The sequence below is a fragment of the Brevibacterium renqingii genome (assembly GCF_017808105.1).
GTDB lineage: Bacteria > Actinomycetota > Actinomycetes > Actinomycetales > Brevibacteriaceae > Brevibacterium > Brevibacterium renqingii.
On record NZ_JADBHF010000010.1, the window covers coordinates 132,630 to 151,297 of the forward strand.

Here is an 18,668-nt window from a genome sequence, read left to right on the forward strand (position 1 = left end):
CGATGGAAACAAGGTGAGAACCATGTCGACCCCGACACCGAAGCCGACCCCCCGCCCGTCATCCCTGCCCCGCCCGCAGGCGGCACAGGTGGTCAACGCCAGCCATGTCGACCACGACGCCGAGGTGGCCCGCGCGGTGGCGCATGGTCGTGCCGATGCCGACGGCAGTGTGTTCGTCACCACCCCGGACGGCGAACGCCCCGTCGGTCAGTATCCGGATGCCACCCCTGAAGAGGCTCTCGAATACTTCGCGAAGAAGTACGTCGAACTCGTCGAGAGCGCGGTCCTGCTGCGCAATCGCCTCTCCGCCGGCGCCCCGGGCCGCGAGATCGTCTCTGCCGCCACCACCCTGCAGGAATCGCTGCCGGAGGCCAATGTCGTCGGTGATCTCAAGAACCTGAGTGCGACACTCGACACTCTCATCTCCGATGCCGAGGCCACGGAGTCCCGGCAGGCCGCCCGCGCTCAGGCCGCGAAGCTCGCCGCCGCCGAGGACCGAGAGGAGCTCGTCGCCGAGGCCGAAGCGCTGGCCAAGCAGGATCCTTCGAAGATCCAGTGGAAGCAGTCGGGTGCGCGGCTGCGCGAACTCTTCGCGCAGTGGAAGGAAATGCAGCGCAGCGGGCCTCGCCTGCCGCGTTCGGTCGACCAGGAGCTGTGGGGACGCTTCTCACAGGCGCGGAGCACTTTCGAGCACAAGCGCAAGGAGTTCTTCGCAGAACTCGACAAGCTCAACGCCGAGGGCAAGCGGATCAAGGAGAAGATCGTCGCCGAGGCTGAATCGCTGTCGGCATCGACCGATTTCCGCTCCGTGTCCCAGAAGTACAAAGAGCTCATGACCCAATGGAAGCGGGCCCCGCGTGCCTCCCGGAAGGACGACGACGCCCTGTGGGCACGCTTCCGTGCGGCGCAGGACGTGTTCTTCTCCGCCCGGGATGCCGAGAACGCCGCGCTCGATGAGGAGTACAGAGGCAATCTCGTCGTCAAGGAGCAGCTGCTCAAGAGGGCGCAGGCGCTGCTGCCGATCACGGACCCGGTCGCCGCGAAGAAGGAGCTGCGGGCCATTCAGGATGAGTGGGAAGAGGCCGGTAAGGTCCCCCGGGCTGACATCTCACGGATGGAGAACGGTCTGCGTGAGGTCGAGCGTGCCCTGTCCGAGGCCGAGGAGGCCGCGTGGCAGCGCAGCAATCCGGAGACGAAGGCCCGCACCTCCGGCGCACTGAGCCAGCTCGACGACTCGATTCTCGAGCTCGAGAAGAAGCTCGAAACCGCTCGTGCCGGCGGTGATGAGAAGACCGTCGCCGAGGCGCAGTCCGCTCTCGACGCTCGCCGTGCCTGGAGGGACCAGGTGGCCCAGACCGCGGCCGAACTCGACTGAGTGAGGCCCTGGCGGCCTGTCCACAGGACCTGACGTTCGAGTCCGTACTCGTCCACAGCGCCTGCCACGGCTCTTGTCAACGCCTCCATGCTCGACGATAGTCGGCGTATGGAGGCGTTGTTTCATCTGCGTGACTACGGGTACGAACATCTCACCGAGCTCACCCTCGACGGTCTGCTCATCCGTCTCACCGAGTCGACCTGGGTGCGCAAGGGCGCGATCCTCTCGCCCGTGGACCGGATGGCGGCCCTGCATTCTATCGTCCCGCCCGGACTGGCCCTCTCCCATGACAGCGCCTGGTGGGTGCACCGTGGTCTGGGTCGGGCGCCGTCGCCGTTGAGCTTCATCACTCTGCCGCGGCGCCGCTGGGTCGCCGACGACGGTTTCGCAGTCCATGAGATCGCTCTGGCCGATGACGAGTGGCAGTTCATCGGCCGGCTGCCGATCACTGTGGAGGAGAGGACGCTCTATGACCTGCTCCTCCCCCATCTCCGGCAGCCGCGATCGCAGTCCGCGCAGATGCTGCGCGGAATCGTCAGGGAGATCCCCGAAGGTCTGGCCTACCGATTCAGGCTCTATCTCGACGCCGTCTCGCGCCGGCCGTTCGTGGCGCAGATGCGCGCACTCCTCGACGGGCACCGATCCTGACACAGCCGGAGATCGCCGGAGCACATCGGCGACCGCCTGACACTGCCGGGTGCCCTCGGAGACGAGCAGCTGCCGGATGCCCTCGGACCGATCAGCCGCCGGAGATGCGATAGACGTCGAAGACGCCTTCGACCTTGCGCACAGCCGAGAGCACGGTGTCGAGATGGCTGGCGTCGCTCATCTCGAACACGAACTTCGACTGCGCCACCCGTGCTCTCGAGGTGCCCACGGACGCAGAGAGGATGTTCACATGCGTGTCGGTGAGCACCTTGGTGATGTCGGAGAGCAGGCCCGACCGGTCGAGTGCTTCGACCTGGATCTGGACGAGATAGATGCCGCTGGTCTTCTCGCCCCATTCGACCTCGACCATCCGTTCGGGCTCGCGTTCGAGGGAGACGACGTTCGGACAGTCGACACGGTGCACGGACACCCCCGATCCGCGGGTGACGAAGCCGAGGATCTCGTCGCCGGGAACCGGAGTGCAGCAGCGGGCGAGTTTGACGAGCACATCGTCAACGCCCTTGACGGTCACGCCTTCGGACGAAGAATGGTGCCCCGATGACTGACCGGTGCGATTGCGCGGCTCCGGAGGCAGCACGACCTCTTCGTCGTCCTCACCGACCTCTTTGGCGAGCAGATCGACGACGTGCTGCGCCGAGGACACGCCGTTGCCGATCGCGGCGTAGAGTGCGCTGACATCGGGCAGACGCAGTTCCGTCGCGACTACCTGGAGAGCTTCCTGGCTCATCAGCGAGGCGGCGGAGATCGTGTGCCTGCGCATCGCCCGAGCCAGCTGTTCGCGACCGTTCTCGATCGCCTCTTCGCGGCGCTCCTTGGAGAACCACTGGCGGATTTTGCTGCGCGCACGGGGGCTCTTGACGAACCCGAGCCAGTCGCGGCTGGGGCCCGCGTTCTCGTCCTTCGAGGTGAACACCTCGACCGAGTCGCCGTTCTTCAGCTCCGTGTCCAGAGCCACGAGACGGCCGTTGACGCGTGCGCCCATCGTCTTGTGGCCCACCTCGGTGTGCACGGCGTAGGCGAAGTCGATGGGTGTGGCACCGGCCGGCAGACTCATCACATCGCCTTTGGGCGTGAAGACATAGACCTCTTTCGAGTTGACCTCGTAGCGGAGGCTGTCGAGGAACTCGTCGGGGTCGCTGACCTCGCGCTGCCAGTCCAGCAGCTGCCGCAGCCAGGCCGCATCGTCAACTTCGCCGGCGTCCGAGACCTTCACCGAGCGTGCGGTGTTCGACGTCACCGCCTTCGACGATTTGCCCAGGTCCTTGTACTTCCAGTGGGCGGCCACGCCGAACTCGGCACGTCGGTCCATCTCATGGGTGCGGATCTGGATCTCGACCGGTTTGCCGTTGGGTCCGATGACCGTCGTATGCAGGCTCTGGTACATGTTGTACTTCGGCATCGCGATGTAGTCCTTGAACCTGCCCGGCACCGGATTCCACCGGGAGTGGACGATGCCGAGGGTGGCATAGCATTCGCGCACCGACTCCACGAGCACGCGGACGCCGACGAGATCGTAGATGTCGGCGAACTCGTGTCCGCGCACGACCATCTTCTGGTAGATCGAGTAGTAGTGCTTCGGACGACCTGTGATCGCGGCTTCGATCCCCGATTCCCTGAGTTCGGACTGGAGTTCGCTCGACACGGTCGCCAGGTACTTCTCGCGCTCGGGGGCGCGATCGGCGACGAGTCGCACGACCTCGTCGTAGACCTTCGGGTGCAGCACCTGGAAGGACAGGTCCTCGAGTTCCCATTTGATCGTGTTCATGCCCAGACGGTGGGCCAGCGGGGCGTAGATGTCGAGGGTCTCGCGGGCCTTCTTCGTGCTCGACGAGGCCGGGACGAATCGCCACGTCCGAGCATTGTGCAGGCGATCGGCGAGTTTGATGACGAGCACCCGGATGTCCTTGGCCATGGCCACGATCATCTTGCGCACGGTCTCGGACTGGGCGGCCTGGCCGTAGGTGAGCTTGTCGAGCTTGGTCACCCCGTCGACCATGGCCGCGACCTCGGAGCCGAACTCCTCGGTCAGCTCGTCGAGCGAATAGGAGGTGTCCTCGACGGTGTCGTGGAGCAGAGCCGCGGCGAGGGTGACCGGGAGCATGCCGATCTCGGCGAGGATGGTCGCCACAGCGATCGGATGCGTGATGTAGGCGTCGCCGGACTTCCGGGTCTGCCCGCGGTGGGCCTCCTCGGCGACCTTGTAGGCTCGCACGACGAGGTCGATGTCCGCTTTCGGATGGTTCGACTGCAGGGCCCGGATCATCGGGCCGAGCACTCGTGGGTAGCCGGGGTTGTTCTGTGCCCTGGCCGCCCACCAGGCTAAGCGGGAGATGCCTCGCGGACGGCGCGATTCAGCGGACGAAGCCACAACATCTCCTCTCTCGGGGTCAGACTTCGGAGTGGATCACCGGTGGGACGTCTGCATCCCCGTTCTTCAAGCGTAGTTCACGCACGGCCTTCTCCTGCTCCTGCACCGCCGGTTCGTTGGCGCGAAGGAGCGCATAGAGCGGGCTGGCGACGAACAGCGTCGACGCGGCTGCCACTATCGTACCGATGAACAGCGACAGAGAGATATCGACGAGGGTGCCGGCGCCGAGCAGGAACACTCCGATGAACAGGATCGAGGCGATCGGCAGCACGGACACCACCGAGGTGTTGATCGAGCGCACCGTCGTCTGGTTCACGCCGAGGTTGACCAGTTCAGAGAACTTCAGCTTGCGCTTGTCCTGGAATCGGGCAGTGTTCTCGCGGATCTTGTCGAAGACCACGACCGTGTCGTAGAGCGAGAAGCTGAGCACGGTGAGGAAGCCGATGATGGCTTCGGGGGTGACTTCGAAGCCGGTGGCCGAGTAGATGCCCATGGTCACGATCATCACGGCGAAGAGCCCGACGATGGCGGCGATCGACATCTTCCACGTGCGGAAGTACAGGGCCATCACGACCAAGGCGATCCCCACGAAGATCACGAGTGCACGGATCATCTTCGAGGTCACGTCCTGGCCCCATTCGGGTCCGACGAAGGTCGAGGTGACCTCTTGGGGCTCGGCGTCGTAGCCGGCGACGAGCGCGTCGCGGACTTCCTGCATCTGAGCGTCTGTGAGCTGGTTCGTCTCGATCTGCACGGCCGTGTCGCTCGTCGGCGTCAGTCTGGGTTCGGAGGCGGGGACCACATCGGTGACGATCTTCTCGCCCTTGGCGGCGGAGGTGTCGGTGACGTGGTCGACCTGGAACTGCGAACCGCCCTTGAAGGCGATGCCGAAGTTGAATCCGGCGACGAGGGGGACGAGCAGGGAGAGGATCACGAGGACTCCGGCGATTCCCAACCACAGCTTCGCCTTGCCGACGAAGGGGATCGATGATTCGCCGCTGTGGAGGCGGTTGCCCCAGGCAAAGAACCGTTTCACTTGTCTGCCTCCTTGCCCTCGTCGGCAGCTGTGTCCTCGGCGGCGCGTCGCGCCGCCGCTTTGCGTTCGGCGATCGATCCGCCGTTCAGGCGGGACCGGGCTGCCGTGTCCTTCGCCGTGTTCGCGGCTGAAGCCCCATTCGCGGAGGCGTTCCCCGCCTCGGTGTCAGGAGCCTCGGTGTCAGGAGCCTCGGTGTCAGGAGCCTCAGTGTCAGGCGTCTCGGATTCCGCCTCGGGCCCGCCTGCGGCCGACTCCGTCTCAGAGCCCTCGGTCTTCTTGCGCTTGCGTTCGGCGATCGAACCGCCGACGGCCGACTTCCGCTTCTTCTTGCCGGGCTCGGGCGCCGGCGACGATGCCGCCGGCTCGGTGGTCGCGGCCGAGGTGTCGGCAGCGGAGTCCTCTGCGTCGTCGAGTCCGGCCTTGCGCAGACGCGCCTTCTCCCGGCGCTTGGCTTCCGGGGTCTTGTCCTTATCGTCGATGGAGAGGTTGAGCGCACCGCGATAGCCGGCGGGTCTGACTCCGAGCAGACGCGGATCCATACCCGACATCGGGTGGCCTTCGCCGAAGAACTTCGTCCGGGCCAGCACCTGCAGCATCGGGTGGGTGAAGAGGAAGACGATGAGCACGTCGATGATCACGGTCAGCCCCAGGGTGAAGGCGAATCCGCGCACCGACCCGACCGCCAGGATGTAGAGGATGACCGCGGCGAGCATGTTCACGGCCTTCGAGGCGTAGATCGTGCGCTTGGCCCGATCCCATCCGACCTCCACGGCTGAGAGCAGATTTCTGCCGCTGCGCAGCTCGTCCCGGACGCGTTCGAAGTAGACGATGAACGAGTCCGCCGCCATACCGATTCCGATGATGATACCGGCCACGCCCGCCAGCGACAGGCGATAGCCGTATCTCCAGGACGCGAGAAGCAGAAGAAGATAGGTGAGCACACCGGCGACGACGAGGCTCGAGACCGTGACGAGGCCGAGCACCCGGTACTGCAGCAGCGAGTAGACGACGACGAGGAGAAGGCCCACGAGGCCCGTGAGCAGACCGATCTTGAGATAGTTCGAACCCAGCGTCGGTGAGATCTGATCCTCGCTCTGAACCTGGAAGCTCAGCGGCAGGGAGCCGTTCTTGAGCTGATCGGCCAGTGTCTGCGCCTCGTCGAGACTGAAGTCGCCGGTGATCTGGGCCTTGCCGTCGGAGATCACCGCGTTCGAGCTCGGCGCCGAGAGCACGAGGCCGTCGAGTTCGATGGCGAACTGGTTGTACGGCTGCTGCTTTCCGGTGATGTCCGAGGTGATCTGCTTGAAGATCTCCCGTCCGGTCGAGTCGAATTCGAGGTTGACGGCAGGCTGGTTGGTCTGCACGCCGTTCGCACCCGAGGCGTAGCCGGCGTTCGCATCGGCCAGGTGGTCGCCGGCGAGTTCGACCGGGCCGAGGATGTATTTGGCCTTGCCGTCGTGAGAACACGAGACGACGGGCTTGTCGGCGGGCTGCTGCTCACCGCCCGTGCGGTTCTTCGGATCCGTGCAGTCGAGCTCGGTGTATTCCTTGATGATGGAATCGGTCTGCCATTCGCTCGCATCCTTCTCGGGGTCGAACAGCGGCCGCGGCGTCGAGTCGGTGACCTTAGTGTCATCGCTCGAACCGCTGCCCTCTGCGCCCTCGGCCGCGGACTCTTTCCCGCCGCCGGCCGACTTCGAATCCTTCGAGCCCTTATCGGCTTTGTCCGCAGCCGTGCCTCCTGCTTTCGCGACTTCGCCGCCGCCGGAAGGAGCCTGGTCCTGGCCCTGCCCGTCACCGCCGCCGTCGGCGCCGGTGAGGTCCTCGAGTCGCTTGCGCTCTTCGTCGCTGAGTCCGTCATCGGAACCGGACTTGTCGCCGCTGTCGCCGCTCTTCTCCTGTTCCTTCTGGATCTGCTCCTGTGAGCGCGGATCGCCGACCAGCGCCACACGACGGAACACGAGCTGGGCGGAGGAGCGGACGAGGTTGCGCGTCTCCTCATCGGGGTTGCCCGGAAGATTCACGACGATGTTGCGATCGCCCTGCGTCGTGATCTCCGCTTCGGACACACCCGTCGAGTCAACGCGCTGGCGGATGATGGCGACGGCTTGGTCGAGCTGCTCCTTGCTGATGTCCGTGCCCTTCGACACCTGCGGTTCCAGGATGATCGACGTTCCGCCCTCGAGATCAAGTGCGAGCTTGGGAGTCGTCGTGGCGTTCGACCAGATGACTCCGGCAGCGATGATGCCGGCGAGCACCAGGGTGACGATCGTCAGCCACAGGAAGCGCAGACCAGGACGTGGCTTTTCTTCGATATCGGACACGTTTCAGCTTTCGATCGGGAGCAGAGTGCGAGGACGGATCAGTTCTTCTTGTCGGTATCCGAATCGGAGGAGTCGGCGTCATCGACGTCCGAATCGATCTCGGCAGCGTCCTGTGCCTCGCCTTCCGTCGTCGCAGCATCGGCGTCGGTCGCCTCCGGCGCATCGTCGCTGACGGAATCGGCTTCATCGGCGGCGTCCGCAGTCTCGGACTCCGAATCCTGCTCAGCGCGCTTGCGCGCGTTCATGGCATCGAGTTCGGCATCGGTGATCGCCGGCTTCTCCACCGGATCCGCAGGGGCCGCATCAGCGGCCGGAGTGTCGGCGACGGGAGCATCGACCGGAGCGGAGGCCTCGGGGTTCTCGATCTGGCCGATGGCCTGGCGGTGGACTCGCAGAACGGTCCCGGGACCGGATTCGATGGTCACCTGGTTGCTCTCCTCGTCGATCGACAGGACCGTGCCGAAGACACCGAAGGTGGTCATCACGGTTGCACCGGGGACGAGACCCGACTTGATCTGCTCCGCACGCGCTTTCTGCTTGCGCCGAGAATTGAAGAGGAAGAAGATGAGCAGCGCGGCAAGCGCAAGAGGGATCAACAAATCCACAGATATCAGCCTTTCATATGAATGAACCAGTGAACCAGCTTAGTTCGTCCTCACTGCCGATGGCGAACTCATATGCGGGGTTCAGTACTCATAATTTGCTGGGATCTGCATTTCCAGATGCTTCCAGGCCGCCGAGGTGGCCACGCGCCCTCGTGGTGTGCGGCTGATGAGGCCCTCCCGCACGAGATACGGTTCGGACACCGTCTCGACGGTGTCGGCCTCCTCGCCGACCGAGACGGCCAGAGTTCCCAGCCCCACCGGTCCCCCGCCGAAGCGCTTGCACAACACGTGCAGCACGGAGCGGTCGAGGCGGTCGAGTCCGAGGGCGTCGACCTCGTACACGCGCAGGGCGTTGACGGCGGCCTCTTCGTCGATGACGCCGCTGCCTCTGACCTGGGCCCAGTCCCGGACCCGGCGCAGCAGTCGGTTCGCGATCCGCGGTGTGCCGCGGGACCGGGTGGAGATCTCCTCCAGCCCTGCCAGCTGCGCATCGATGCCGAGCATCCGGGCCGAGCGCTCGAGCACCGTGAGCAGATCCGTGCTCGAGTAGAAGTCGAGCAGGGCGGTGAAGCCGAAGCGGTCGCGCAGCGGTGCCGGCAGGAGGCCGGAACGGGTGGTGGCCCCGACGAGGGTGAATTGCGGGAGATCGAGCGGAATCGCGGTCGCGCCGGGGCCCTTTCCGACGATGACGTCGACGCGGAAATCCTCCATCGCCACATAGAGCATCTCCTCGGCGGCGCGGGCCATCCGATGGATCTCGTCGATGAAGAGCACTTCGCCCTCCTCGAGGGAGGACAGGATGGCGGCGAGATCACCGGCGTGCTGCACGGCAGGACCCGACGTCACACGCAGACTCGAACCCATCTCGTGCGCGATGATCATCGCCAGGGTCGTCTTGCCCAGTCCCGGCGGGCCGGACAGCAGAACATGGTCAGGAGCCTTCTGCCGGGCTTTCGCCGCATCGAGGACGAGCGAGAGCTGCTCACGCACCTGGGGTTGGCCGATGAAGTCGGCCAGGCCCTTGGGCCGCAGAGCCGCTTCCGCATCCCGTTCGGCCGTCTCCGCCTGCCCGGACACGAGCCGGTCGCGTTCGGCTCCGGTCAGTCCCTGATCGCCGAAGTCCATCTCGTAGGAGGCCTCCTGTCCCCCGCCCTCAGGTTCGGGCTCGAAGACGCCGGTCATTTCCGTGCACCCAGAACCTTGAGAGCGGCCTTGAGCAGAACGGAGGTTCCGGCGTCAGCGCCGGCCTCCTTGGCGACGTCGGCCACGACCTCTTCGGCCTGCGGCTCCTTCCAGCCGAGTCCCACGAGCGCATCGACGACCTGCTGGTTGCCGCCGCCGAAGGACAGGCTCGGCCCGGGCGTGGAGGCGGCGGGCTTCGGAAGCTTGTTCTCGAGTTCGAGGATGATCCGCGAGGCCCCCTTCTTCCCGATCCCCGGGACGCGGGTCAGTGCGTTGGCGTCCTGATTCGTGATCGCGGCGGCGAGCTCGTCAGGTCCCATCACTGACAGGATCGCCATGGCCAGCCTGGGGCCGATGCCGGAGATCGTCAGGAGCACTTCGAAGGTGTTGTTCTCGTCCTCGGTGCCGAATCCGTAGAGGGTCAGCGAGTCCTCGCGCACGACGAGGCTGGTGACCAGTTCGATCTCCGCTCCGTGACGGGCGCCCACGAGAGTATCTGGAGTGACATGGACCTTGCGGCCGATCCCGTAGGTGAGGACGACGAGGTGGTCAGCTGCGATCCGATGCACCGTGCCGCTGAGGAAACTGATCACGAACTGCCTTTCGAGTGGGAACACGTGTACGATTCCAGGCTAGCAGGAACCCGTCGCCAGCCGGCCCCGGCACGCCGGAGACTCTTCCCGCACCGTTCCCGAGGCGGTTCCGCCAGGCTCGTCCCCCGCGCGCCGGAGGTCACTTCGTCCGGCGCATGGCCGCTGCCCACTGCTGCTGGGCCTTCGTCAGACCGGACCCCTGCCGGCCGCCCGCCTTGCGCTCGGTGAGGTCCTTGTTCTGTCCCGGCGTCGACTGGGCGCTCAGCGCCCCTCTCCACGAGTGGCAGATGGCGATCGCCAGGGCATCGGCGGCGTCGGCGGGCTTCGGAGGGGCCTCGAGTCCGAGGAGCCTCGTCACCATCGTCGTGACCTGCTTCTTGTCGGCACGGCCCGAACCGGTGATCGCCGCTTTGACCTCCGAAGGCGTGTGCATGGCCACGGGCAGACCGCGGCGAGCGGCCAGACCCATCGTCAGCCCGGAGGCCTGGGCCGTGCCCATGATCGTCGAGACGTCATTGCGGGCGAAGACGCGTTCGATGGCGACCATGTCGGGCCGGTAGGTGTCCAGCCAGGTGTCGAACGCCTCGGCGATGGCTCCGAGACGGAGGTCCACGGAGTCCGCCGACGGCGTCCGGAGCACATCGACGGCGACCATTGCGACCTTCCGCGCCGGCAGGGTGTCGATGATGCCGAGCCCGCAGCGGGTCAGTCCGGGGTCAACGCCGAGGATTCGCATCAGGCATCGAGTTCGGCGAGGACCTCATCGCTGACGTCGGCGTTCGAGTACACGTTCTGGACGTCGTCGCAGTCCTCGAGCGCATCGATGAGGCTGAAGACCTTCTGCGCGGTCTCGGCGTCGAGGTCGACCTCGAGCTCAGGCACGAACGAGGCATCGGCCGAGTCGTAGTCGATTCCGGCGTCGACGAGAGCCGTGCGGACGTCCACGAGATCGGTCGCTTCGCAGATGATCTCGAATTTCTCGCCCGATTCCTTGACCTCCTCGGCTCCGGCGTCCATGGTCGCCAGCAGGATGGCCTCTTCGTCGGTCTCCTCAGCACTGACGATGATGACGCCCTTGCGATTGAAGTTGTAGGTCACCGAACCCGGATCGGCCATCGAACCGCCGTTGCGGGTGACGGCCACGCGCACCTCGGAGGCGGCACGGTTGCGGTTGTCGGTGAGGCATTCGATGAGCAGGGCCACACCGCCGGCGGCGTAGCCTTCGTACATGATCGTCTCGTAGTTGACGCCCGAGCCGTCGAGGCCTCCGCCGCGCTTGACCGCGCGGCTGATGTTGTCGGCCGGAACGGAGTTCTTCTTGGCCTTCTGGATCGCGTCGAAGAGCGTCGGGTTGCCGTCGGGGTCAGGTCCACCGTTGCGTGCGGCAACCTCGATGTTCTTGATCAGCTTGGCGAAGAGCTTGCCGCGCTTGGCATCGATTGCAGCTTTCTTGTGTTTAGTCGTTGCCCATTTGGAATGACCTGCCACTGGTGTTCCTTCCTGTAGTTACAGCCACTCAAGTCTATACGCTCGTCGCGGCTCTCCGCTCGGCCCGCCCGGGCTGAGCCGCCGAGGCGACCCGGCCGCGCCGGTTCAGTCGATGACCAGCGGCACTTCGGGCACGGACCCCGCCGTGGCCAGATCGATGAGGCTCAGCAGGTTCTTCGGGTAGATGGTTTCGGTCGTGGCCATCAGCTGCTCGCGCGTCCACCAGCGGAATTCCAGCAGGCTGCGCTTCTCGATGTCCGTCCAGACCGCGTCCTCGAGTTCGATGTCCTCGCTCGTGCGGAACGCGAAGTACGTCTCGAGCTGGCGCAGAGACTTCTCGGTGAATTCGAAGACTTCGTCCCGGGTCGCCAAGGGGCCGATGAGTTCGTGCGGTTCGCATTCGATTCCGGTCTCCTCGGCGAGCTCCCGAGCTGCGGTCTGCGCCGCCGATTCGCCGAGTTCGGAACCGCCGCCGCAGGTCATCCACCACTGGTGGCTCGGGGCCAGCAGATCCTGGGCTCGAATCAGGAGAACCTCGTCGCGCTCATTGAGTAATACGACCCGTGAGGCTTTACGAGGTTTCATGGTTCTCCAGTGGTCGACGGCGAGGGGACGCAAGTGTTTGCAGAATAGTGACGCTGGGGGTTTTCGGCAAGAGCGCGACAGCGGTCCAGAGAACGATATCGGCTACTCGCTGCCCTGACCAAGTCGGCTCTCGGCCTGAGCATTCGGGAACAGTGGGATCGGCTGATCGCCGTGACGGCGAGGAAATCGTTCATCGGCTCAGTCGGACGCGGCCGAGCCGGTTTCTTCGGCACCGGTGAGATGACGGTCCCACCAGTCGAGGACGGCTTCGAATCGCTGCCGACGATGGCGCGGCTGTCCTGCCCGGGACAGCTCGTGGTTCTCGCCGGGGAAGATGAGCATCTCGGTATCGACACCGGCCCGCTGCAGGGCCGCGTAGTACTGCTGCGCCTGCTCCAGCGGGCAGCGGAGGTCGAGCTCCGAATGCATGACCAGCGTCGGTGTCCCCACTTGGTCGGCGCGGGCCAGCGCCGACTGGCGCAGGATCGACTGCGGATTGCGGCTCGTGTATTCCTCGGTGAAGAAGCGCCCGATGTCGGAGGTGCCCACGAAGCTGTCGGGGTCGAGGTAGCCGCGTTCGACGATGGCACCGCGGAATCGGCGATCGGCGGCGATGGTCATGGCCGTGAGGTAGCCGCCGTAGGACCCGCCCTGAACGCCGATTCGGTCGGCGTCGAGATCGGGATTGCTCTGCAGTGCGTGTTCGAGCACGGCCAGCACATCGGCCATGGCCGGATCCGCCATGTCGCCCTGCACTGCGGTCCCCCAGCTGCGAGTGCGTCCGCCGGAGCCGCGGGGGTTCGAGTACACGACGGCGAAGCCTGCCGAGGTGAGCACCTGGGTCTCGTCGAACCAGCCGTGGGTGTATTGGGCGAAGGGTCCGCCGTGGATGTTGAGGATGACGGGGAACGGCCCCTCTCCGCGCGGCTTCGCCAGCCACCCGGTGATGGTCCCGCCTTCTCCGGCGACCCGCAGCACCTCGGGCACCACGGAGTTCGCCGGCGCCGGATGCTGCTTGAGGATGGTCGGCGCCGCGGCGGCCGCGAGGTCGAGACGTGCGAGCACGGCCGGGGAGGTCGGCGTGGAGCCGGTGAAGACGAGGGTCGTGTCGTTGACGTCGAAGCCGCCCACGACGGTCCTGTCATCGCTGAGGAAGTCCAGCTCGTCGAGGCCGAGGCCCTCGGACTGCACGCCGATGCGGACGAGCCGGGAGGCTCCGTCGGTGTCGACGACGGCGATGACCGCTCCGCCGACCAGCTGCGGGCGGATCGGTGCGAGGGCGACCGTCTCCGGGTCGGTCAGCCGCCGCGTCGATCCGGTGCGACGGTCGTGGACGAAGAGACCGGGCATCTGTCCGACGAAGTCGAGTTCGTCCCGAGTCAGCGCATTGCCGAGCAGCAGCACCGTGTCCTCGTCGATCCACAGGTGCAGGCTCACCGACATCGAGGGCAGCTCCAGAGGCTTCGGTTCCTCTTCTCCGAGCAGCCAGACGGTCGACCGCAGATCGGGGTGCCCCCGATCGGGGCGGAGTGCCGCGACGACCGAGATCCGGTCGCCGGCAGGAGAGAACTGCGGGTCGTGGACATCGGAGTCCGGGGTGCTCAGCAGGGTCGCCAGCGGCACCTCCGAGGCGCCCCGAAGCCCGACCTTGCCGAGCCCGGGTTCGGCGAGGTCGACGAGGAATGCCTTCGCCCGACGGTCCTCCGTGTAGCCGAGGCCGTTGCTGAGATAGGCCGACGAGGTGATCCGTCGTGGGGCCTCCTCGGCGGCGGGGACGTCCTCATCGAGTCCGTAGCGTCCGGATTCCGCCACACGGGCGACGTAGAGGGCGCGGGAGCCGAGGTCGTCGATGGCGTACTCGGACACACCGAGGTGATTGTCCGTGATCTGGTGCGCCGTCTCCAGGGTGGAGCCGACGAAGAGCTGCGCGGGGGCCTTCTTCTCGGCGCTGAGAAGACCCGACCAGTTCGCATGGACCTGTGGGTTCGAGTCGTGCCAGGCGTGGGTGAGACGACGCGGGCTGTCCCCTCCGAACGCGAACAGCTGGGACAGATAGCTGTTGGACTCGAGGTCGGGCCGCCGGATCGTGATGACGGCTTCGTCCCCGCGCAGCGTCGGAGAGGAGTACTCGGCGAGGGTGTCGAGGTCTTCGGGATTCATCGGTTCCATTCTTTCGACAGGCGTGCCTGCACATCGGCGTGCACTTGCGGCAGGGCCTTGGTCTGGGCGATCACGGGCAGGAAGTTCGCGTCCCCGCCCCATCTGGGCACGATGTGCTGGTGCAGGTGGGCGGCGATGCCGGCCCCGGCGACCGGTCCCTGGTTCATCCCCAGGTTGAATCCGTGCGGGCCGGAGACTGCGCGGATCACCCGCATCGCCTTCTGGGAGAAGTGTGCGAGTTCGACGGTCTCCGCGTCGGTCAGTTCAGTGTAGTCGGCGACATGACGGTAGGGGCAGATGAGCAGGTGCCCCGGGTTGTACGGATAGAGATTGAGCACCGCGTACACCGTCTCGCCGCGGGCGACGATGAGTCCGTCCTCGTCGGTCTTCGTCGGAGCTGCACAGAACGGGCATTCGGCGACACCAGCGTCCTTCGGCTTGTCCTGGCCGTCGATGTAGACCATCCGATGCGGCGTCCACAGACGTTGGAAGCCGTCGGGTTCGCCGGGGAAACCCGCGGCGGATTCGGGATAGGGGATCCCCTCGCCGAGGCTGCCGCCGCCCGGGTGGTCCTGTGCGGTCGTGTCCTCGCCGCCTGCGGTCATACTTGGGCCTTGGTCTCGATCGCGTCGAGGATCCGGCGGACCGCCTCGGCGACGGGCACTCCGTTGTCCTGTTCACCGCTGCGGAAGCGGAAGGACACGGCGCCGGCATCGCGGTCCTCTCCGCCGGCGATGAGGGTGAAGGGAACCTTCGACTTCGAGGCGTTGCGGATCTTCTTGCCGAATCGGTCGTCGCTGTCGTCGATCTCGACGCGGACACCGGCCGCACGCAGCTGGGCGGCCACCTCGGCGAGGTAGTCGTTGAACTCCTCGGCCACGGGGATGCAGGTGACCTGGACAGGGGCCAGCCAGGCAGGGAACGCCCCCGCGTAGTGCTCGGTGAGCACACCGAGGAACCGCTCGATGGAGCCGAACTTCGCGGAGTGGATCATCACCGGCTGCTGACGTGTTCCGTCGGCGGCGACGTATTCGAGGTCGAAGCGCTCGGGCTGGTTGAAGTCGAGTTGGACCGTCGACATCTGCCAGGTGCGGCCGATGGCGTCGCGGGCCTGGACGGAGATCTTCGGTCCGTAGAAGGCGGCGCCGCCGGGATCGGGGACGAGTTCGAGGCCGGTCTCCTCCGCGACCTCCTCGAGGACCTTCGTCGCCTCTTCCCACTGCTCGTCGGAGCCGATGAACTTGTCGGCCTTCTTCCCCTCCTCGTCGCGGGTGGACAGCTCCAGGTAGAAGTCGTCGAGACCGAAGTCACGCAGCAGGCTGAGCACGAAGTTCAGCAGGTGACGGATCTCCGCTCCGGCGTCCTCCTGGGCGACATAGGAGTGCGAATCGTCTTGAGTCAGGGCCCGGACGCGGGTGAGCCCGTGGATGACGCCCGAGGCTTCGTCGCGGTAGACGGTGCCGAACTCGAACAGCCGCAGCGGCAGGTCGCGGTAGGACCGGCCGCGGGAGCGATAGATGAGGTTGTGCATCGGGCAGTTCATCGCCTTGAGGCGGTACGGGGTGCCCTCTTTGACGACGGCGCCGGTTTCGTCGCGGACCTCGTCGACGGACATCGAGGGGAACATGTTCTCCCCGTAGTACGGCAGATGGCCGGAGGTGAAGTAGAGGGTCTCCTTGGAGATGTGCGGGGTGCCGACGTACTCGAAGCCCTCTTCGATGTGACGGGCCCGGACGTAGTCCTCCATCTCGCGCTTGATCACACCGCCCTTGGGGTGGAAGACGGGCAATCCGGAGCCGAGCTCCTCGGGGAAGGAGAACAGGTCGAGCTCGGCGCCGAGCTTGCGGTGGTCGCGACGCTCGGCCTCGGCGATGCGGTCCTGATAGGCCTTGAGGTCCTCTTTCGTCGCCCAGGCGGTGCCGTAGACGCGCTGGAGGCTCGCATTGGCCTGATCGCCGCGCCAGTAGGCCGCCGAGGACCGGGTGATGGCGAAGCCGTTGCCGATGAGTTTGGTGTTCGGCAGGTGGGGTCCGCGGCAGAGGTCCTGCCACACGACCTCACCCTTGCGATCGACGTTCTCGTAGACGGTGAGCTCACCGGAACCGACCTCGACGGAGGCGGAGTCGTCGGAGCCCTGCCCCTTGTCTCCGATGAGTTCGAGCTTGTACGGCTCGTTCGCCATCCGCTCACGGGCCTCGGCCTCGGTGACGACGACGCGGTTGAAGGTCTGTCCGGACTTGACGATCTGGGCGGCCTTCTTCTGGATCGCCTTGAGGTCCTCGGGGGTGAAGGGCTCGGCGACGTCGAAGTCGAAGTAGTAGCCGTCGGTGATGTAGGGCCCGATGCCGAGTTTGGTGCCGGGGAAGAGCTCCTGGACGGCCTGTGCGGTCACGTGTCCGGTCGAGTGGCGGAGGATGTCGAGTCCGGCCTCGGAGTCGATGGTGATCGGTGCGATCACGTCCCCGGCCTGCAGTTCGCGGCTGAGATCGGCGGGTTCGCCGCCCAGCCACATCGCAATGACCGTGCGGTCGGAGGAGAAGATCTCCGTTCCGGTCAGCCCCTCTTTCCAAGGAATGCTCTCACCCGCACAGTCAATGCTGTCTGCTGCCACTGATCTTCTCCGTTCGTCTGATGTGAGGACTTCTCGTCCTCAAGATTCTAGTACCAATCCGCTGGCACGAAATCAGTTGGGCGGCAGTCGTGAGACTGCCACCCATACTGAGCCTGTCGCTTCGCACCCAGGCGCGTCGAGGTCGCGGCGAAACACCTCGGCGAGCCGGTTCAGAGCATCACTGCTTATAGAACTCGAAGTCCTTGCCGGCTCCGAGGTCCTCGGGCAGCGACAGCTTGATGTGCATGGCATCGAGTTCGGCTGCGGGAACGCCGAATGCGAGTTCGTAAGTCGTCTCGCCACCGGCGGGCACCGGGTCGGTGAAGGCGAGCGAGCCCTTGAACTTCGAACCGTCGAAGACGTCGTCGTACTCCTTGCCGCTGCCGTCGGTGGCCTTCATGTTCGCCAGAGTCATCTCGATATCGGAACTCGAGCTGTTCTTGACGGTCATCGTGACGATGGCGATCTGACCATTGGACGCGTCAGTGCCCGAGGCGTATTCGCTTGCGGTGCCGGAGCGGACCTGCACGGTCGCAGTGACGTCATCGCCGATCCGGGTCTCGCTGCCCTGTGCGGGTGCGGCCTGACCGCCGTCCGAGCCGCCGGCTCCCTGGCTCGGATCCTGGGAGGGATCGGCAGGGGCTGCTGAAGGCGACTGTGAGCTGGCCGAACTGCCGATAGCCGAGAGGAAGCCGACGCCGAGGAACATGTAGACGAGAAGGGCGACGATGGTGAACAGTACGGCTGCGAAGCCCAGGATGAGACCGGTGATACTCACACCCTTGTTGGAGGCCAGCCCCTTCTTGATCGCCGACAGCGCAATGAAGCCGAATACGACCGCAGCGGCACCGATCAGGCCACCGATGAGGAGCCCCGAGGTAAGGATGCCGACGATGCCGCCGATGAGGGCGAGGATGCCCCAGATGTTCTTCGAGGTGTTGCCGCCCGCCCCCGCGGGGTACTGACCGTAGGAGGCGTTCGGGTTGGCCGGGATGAACTGGTCGGAGGACCCGCCCTCTCCCGCATAGGCCGGCTGCTGTCCGTACTGGTTCGCGTCATAGCCCGGCGCGGGCGCATCGTACGGGTTCTGCCCGTACTGATTCTGGCCGTATGAGTTCTGGGCGTACGGATCCTGACCGTACTGATCCTGGCCGTACGGGTTCTGAGCGTACGGGTCCTGCGCACGCCCGGGCTGCGAACCATAGGGCTGGCTCTGGTCGTTCGATGCTCCGTACTGCGGCTGCGAACCGTACTGCGGGGGCTGCTGTCCGTATCCCTGCGCACCCTCGTTTCCGTCCTGACCGTAGTTCGGCTGGGATGGCTGCGAACCGTACTGAGGAGGAGCCTGGCCCGAGTTCTGATCATTGCCATAGCCGGGGGCGTTCGGCGGCTGGTTGTTCGGGCTCTGGCTGTTGGGGCCCTGGCCGTCGGCATTCTGGTCGGGCGTACCGTCGCCCGATCCGTACGGGTTCTGGGGAGTAGACATAGGTGCTCCGAAGTCTTCGTCGTTGTGTACGACATCTAGCGTACTAGCAAACGGGCCTCTCGCCTCATGCCTCTCAGGTGTCAGACCTGCAACATGACGGCCACACATCGGGGTTATAGGCCAAAATGTGTGTACAGGATAGCCTGCTTGCCCAGTAGCCAGTAGGGCAAGACCGGGTTGAACATG

At 65.6% G+C, this 18,668-nt stretch carries 15 protein-coding genes; 2 read left to right on the plus strand and 13 right to left on the minus strand.

Features of this window, described 5'->3' with window-relative positions:
- The first annotated feature begins 22 nt into the window (after nucleotides 1–22).
- A complete protein-coding gene (locus IHE57_RS11865) occupies nucleotides 23–1,375 on the plus strand; it encodes a DUF349 domain-containing protein (RefSeq protein WP_209373210.1) in 1,353 nt (450 codons plus the stop codon).
- Nucleotides 1,376–1,483: 108 nt separating this feature from the next.
- Nucleotides 1,484–2,023 (plus strand): hypothetical protein, encoded by a 540-nt coding sequence (locus IHE57_RS11870; RefSeq protein WP_209373212.1) that lies wholly within the window; start codon nucleotides 1,484–1,486, stop codon nucleotides 2,021–2,023.
- Between the two features lie 91 nt (nucleotides 2,024–2,114).
- Here the strand turns inward: IHE57_RS11870 and IHE57_RS11875 are convergent, their stop codons facing one another.
- The 13 genes from IHE57_RS11875 to IHE57_RS11935 all read right to left on the minus strand — a co-directional run bounded on the left by IHE57_RS11875 (nucleotide 2,115) and on the right by IHE57_RS11935 (nucleotide 18,482).
- Nucleotides 2,115–4,412 (minus strand): RelA/SpoT family protein, encoded by a 2,298-nt coding sequence (locus tag IHE57_RS11875; protein WP_209324788.1) that lies wholly within the window; start codon nucleotides 4,410–4,412, stop codon nucleotides 2,115–2,117.
- Nucleotides 4,413–4,431: 19 nt separating this feature from the next.
- The gene (gene secF / locus IHE57_RS11880; protein WP_209324787.1) at nucleotides 4,432–5,448 is read right to left on the minus strand and encodes a protein translocase subunit SecF; all 1,017 of its coding nucleotides are present in this window, start codon (nucleotides 5,446–5,448) and stop codon (nucleotides 4,432–4,434) included.
- Complete coding sequence (secD, locus tag IHE57_RS11885; RefSeq protein ID WP_366933937.1) at nucleotides 5,445–7,772, minus strand: protein translocase subunit SecD; 2,328 nt, start codon at nucleotides 7,770–7,772, stop codon at nucleotides 5,445–5,447. Before secD ends, secF begins: the two co-directional genes overlap by 4 nt.
- A gap of 38 nt (nucleotides 7,773–7,810) precedes the next feature.
- A complete protein-coding gene (gene yajC / locus IHE57_RS11890; RefSeq protein WP_366933938.1) occupies nucleotides 7,811–8,377 on the minus strand; it encodes a preprotein translocase subunit YajC in 567 nt (188 codons plus the stop codon).
- 81 nt (nucleotides 8,378–8,458) lie between these two features.
- The gene (gene ruvB / locus IHE57_RS11895) at nucleotides 8,459–9,502 is read right to left on the minus strand and encodes a Holliday junction branch migration DNA helicase RuvB (RefSeq protein ID WP_209373233.1); all 1,044 of its coding nucleotides are present in this window, start codon (nucleotides 9,500–9,502) and stop codon (nucleotides 8,459–8,461) included.
- Between the two features lie 53 nt (nucleotides 9,503–9,555).
- The gene (gene ruvA / locus IHE57_RS11900; protein WP_209324786.1) at nucleotides 9,556–10,152 is read right to left on the minus strand and encodes a Holliday junction branch migration protein RuvA; all 597 of its coding nucleotides are present in this window, start codon (nucleotides 10,150–10,152) and stop codon (nucleotides 9,556–9,558) included.
- Between the two features lie 139 nt (nucleotides 10,153–10,291).
- Complete coding sequence (ruvC, locus tag IHE57_RS11905; RefSeq protein WP_209373214.1) at nucleotides 10,292–10,888, minus strand: crossover junction endodeoxyribonuclease RuvC; 597 nt, start codon at nucleotides 10,886–10,888, stop codon at nucleotides 10,292–10,294.
- Nucleotides 10,888–11,640: a YebC/PmpR family DNA-binding transcriptional regulator gene (locus IHE57_RS11910; protein ID WP_209324784.1), complete on the minus strand. Its 753-nt coding sequence runs from the start codon at nucleotides 11,638–11,640 to the stop codon at nucleotides 10,888–10,890. Before IHE57_RS11910 ends, ruvC begins: the two co-directional genes overlap by 1 nt.
- Before the next feature lie 105 nt (nucleotides 11,641–11,745).
- Entirely contained in the window at nucleotides 11,746–12,225 is a 480-nt protein-coding gene (locus tag IHE57_RS11915) for an NUDIX hydrolase (RefSeq protein ID WP_209324783.1), read from the minus strand.
- Between the two features lie 198 nt (nucleotides 12,226–12,423).
- On the minus strand, nucleotides 12,424–14,385 hold the full coding sequence (locus IHE57_RS11920; protein WP_209373216.1) for an alpha/beta hydrolase family protein: 1,962 nt from the start codon (nucleotides 14,383–14,385) through the stop codon (nucleotides 12,424–12,426).
- Complete coding sequence (locus tag IHE57_RS11925; protein ID WP_209324781.1) at nucleotides 14,382–14,990, minus strand: HIT family protein; 609 nt, start codon at nucleotides 14,988–14,990, stop codon at nucleotides 14,382–14,384. Before IHE57_RS11925 ends, IHE57_RS11920 begins: the two co-directional genes overlap by 4 nt.
- Nucleotides 14,987–16,996 (minus strand): threonine--tRNA ligase, encoded by a 2,010-nt coding sequence (gene thrS / locus IHE57_RS11930; RefSeq protein ID WP_209373220.1) that lies wholly within the window; start codon nucleotides 16,994–16,996, stop codon nucleotides 14,987–14,989. The genes IHE57_RS11925 and thrS overlap by 4 nt, the downstream gene beginning before the upstream one ends.
- Before the next feature lie 178 nt (nucleotides 16,997–17,174).
- Nucleotides 17,175–18,482, minus strand: a complete 1,308-nt coding sequence (locus IHE57_RS11935) for a DUF4190 domain-containing protein (protein ID WP_209373222.1) — start codon at nucleotides 18,480–18,482, stop codon at nucleotides 17,175–17,177.
- Nucleotides 18,483–18,668: the final 186 nt, after the last annotated feature.

Coding starts and splice junctions, on each gene's coding strand:
- IHE57_RS11865 (WP_209373210.1), top strand. CDS start 23: ATGTCGACCCCGACACCGAAGCCGACCCCCCGCCCGTCATCCCTGCCC.
- IHE57_RS11870 (WP_209373212.1), top strand. CDS start 1,484: ATGGAGGCGTTGTTTCATCTGCGTGACTACGGGTACGAACATCTCACC.
- ruvB (WP_209373233.1), bottom strand. CDS start 9,502: ATGGACTTCGGCGATCAGGGACTGACCGGAGCCGAACGCGACCGGCTC.
- ruvC (WP_209373214.1), bottom strand. CDS start 10,888: ATGCGAATCCTCGGCGTTGACCCCGGACTGACCCGCTGCGGGCTCGGC.
- IHE57_RS11915 (WP_209324783.1), bottom strand. CDS start 12,225: ATGAAACCTCGTAAAGCCTCACGGGTCGTATTACTCAATGAGCGCGAC.
- IHE57_RS11920 (WP_209373216.1), bottom strand. CDS start 14,385: ATGAATCCCGAAGACCTCGACACCCTCGCCGAGTACTCCTCTCCGACG.
- IHE57_RS11925 (WP_209324781.1), bottom strand. CDS start 14,990: ATGACCGCAGGCGGCGAGGACACGACCGCACAGGACCACCCGGGCGGC.
- IHE57_RS11935 (WP_209373222.1), bottom strand. CDS start 18,482: ATGTCTACTCCCCAGAACCCGTACGGATCGGGCGACGGTACGCCCGAC.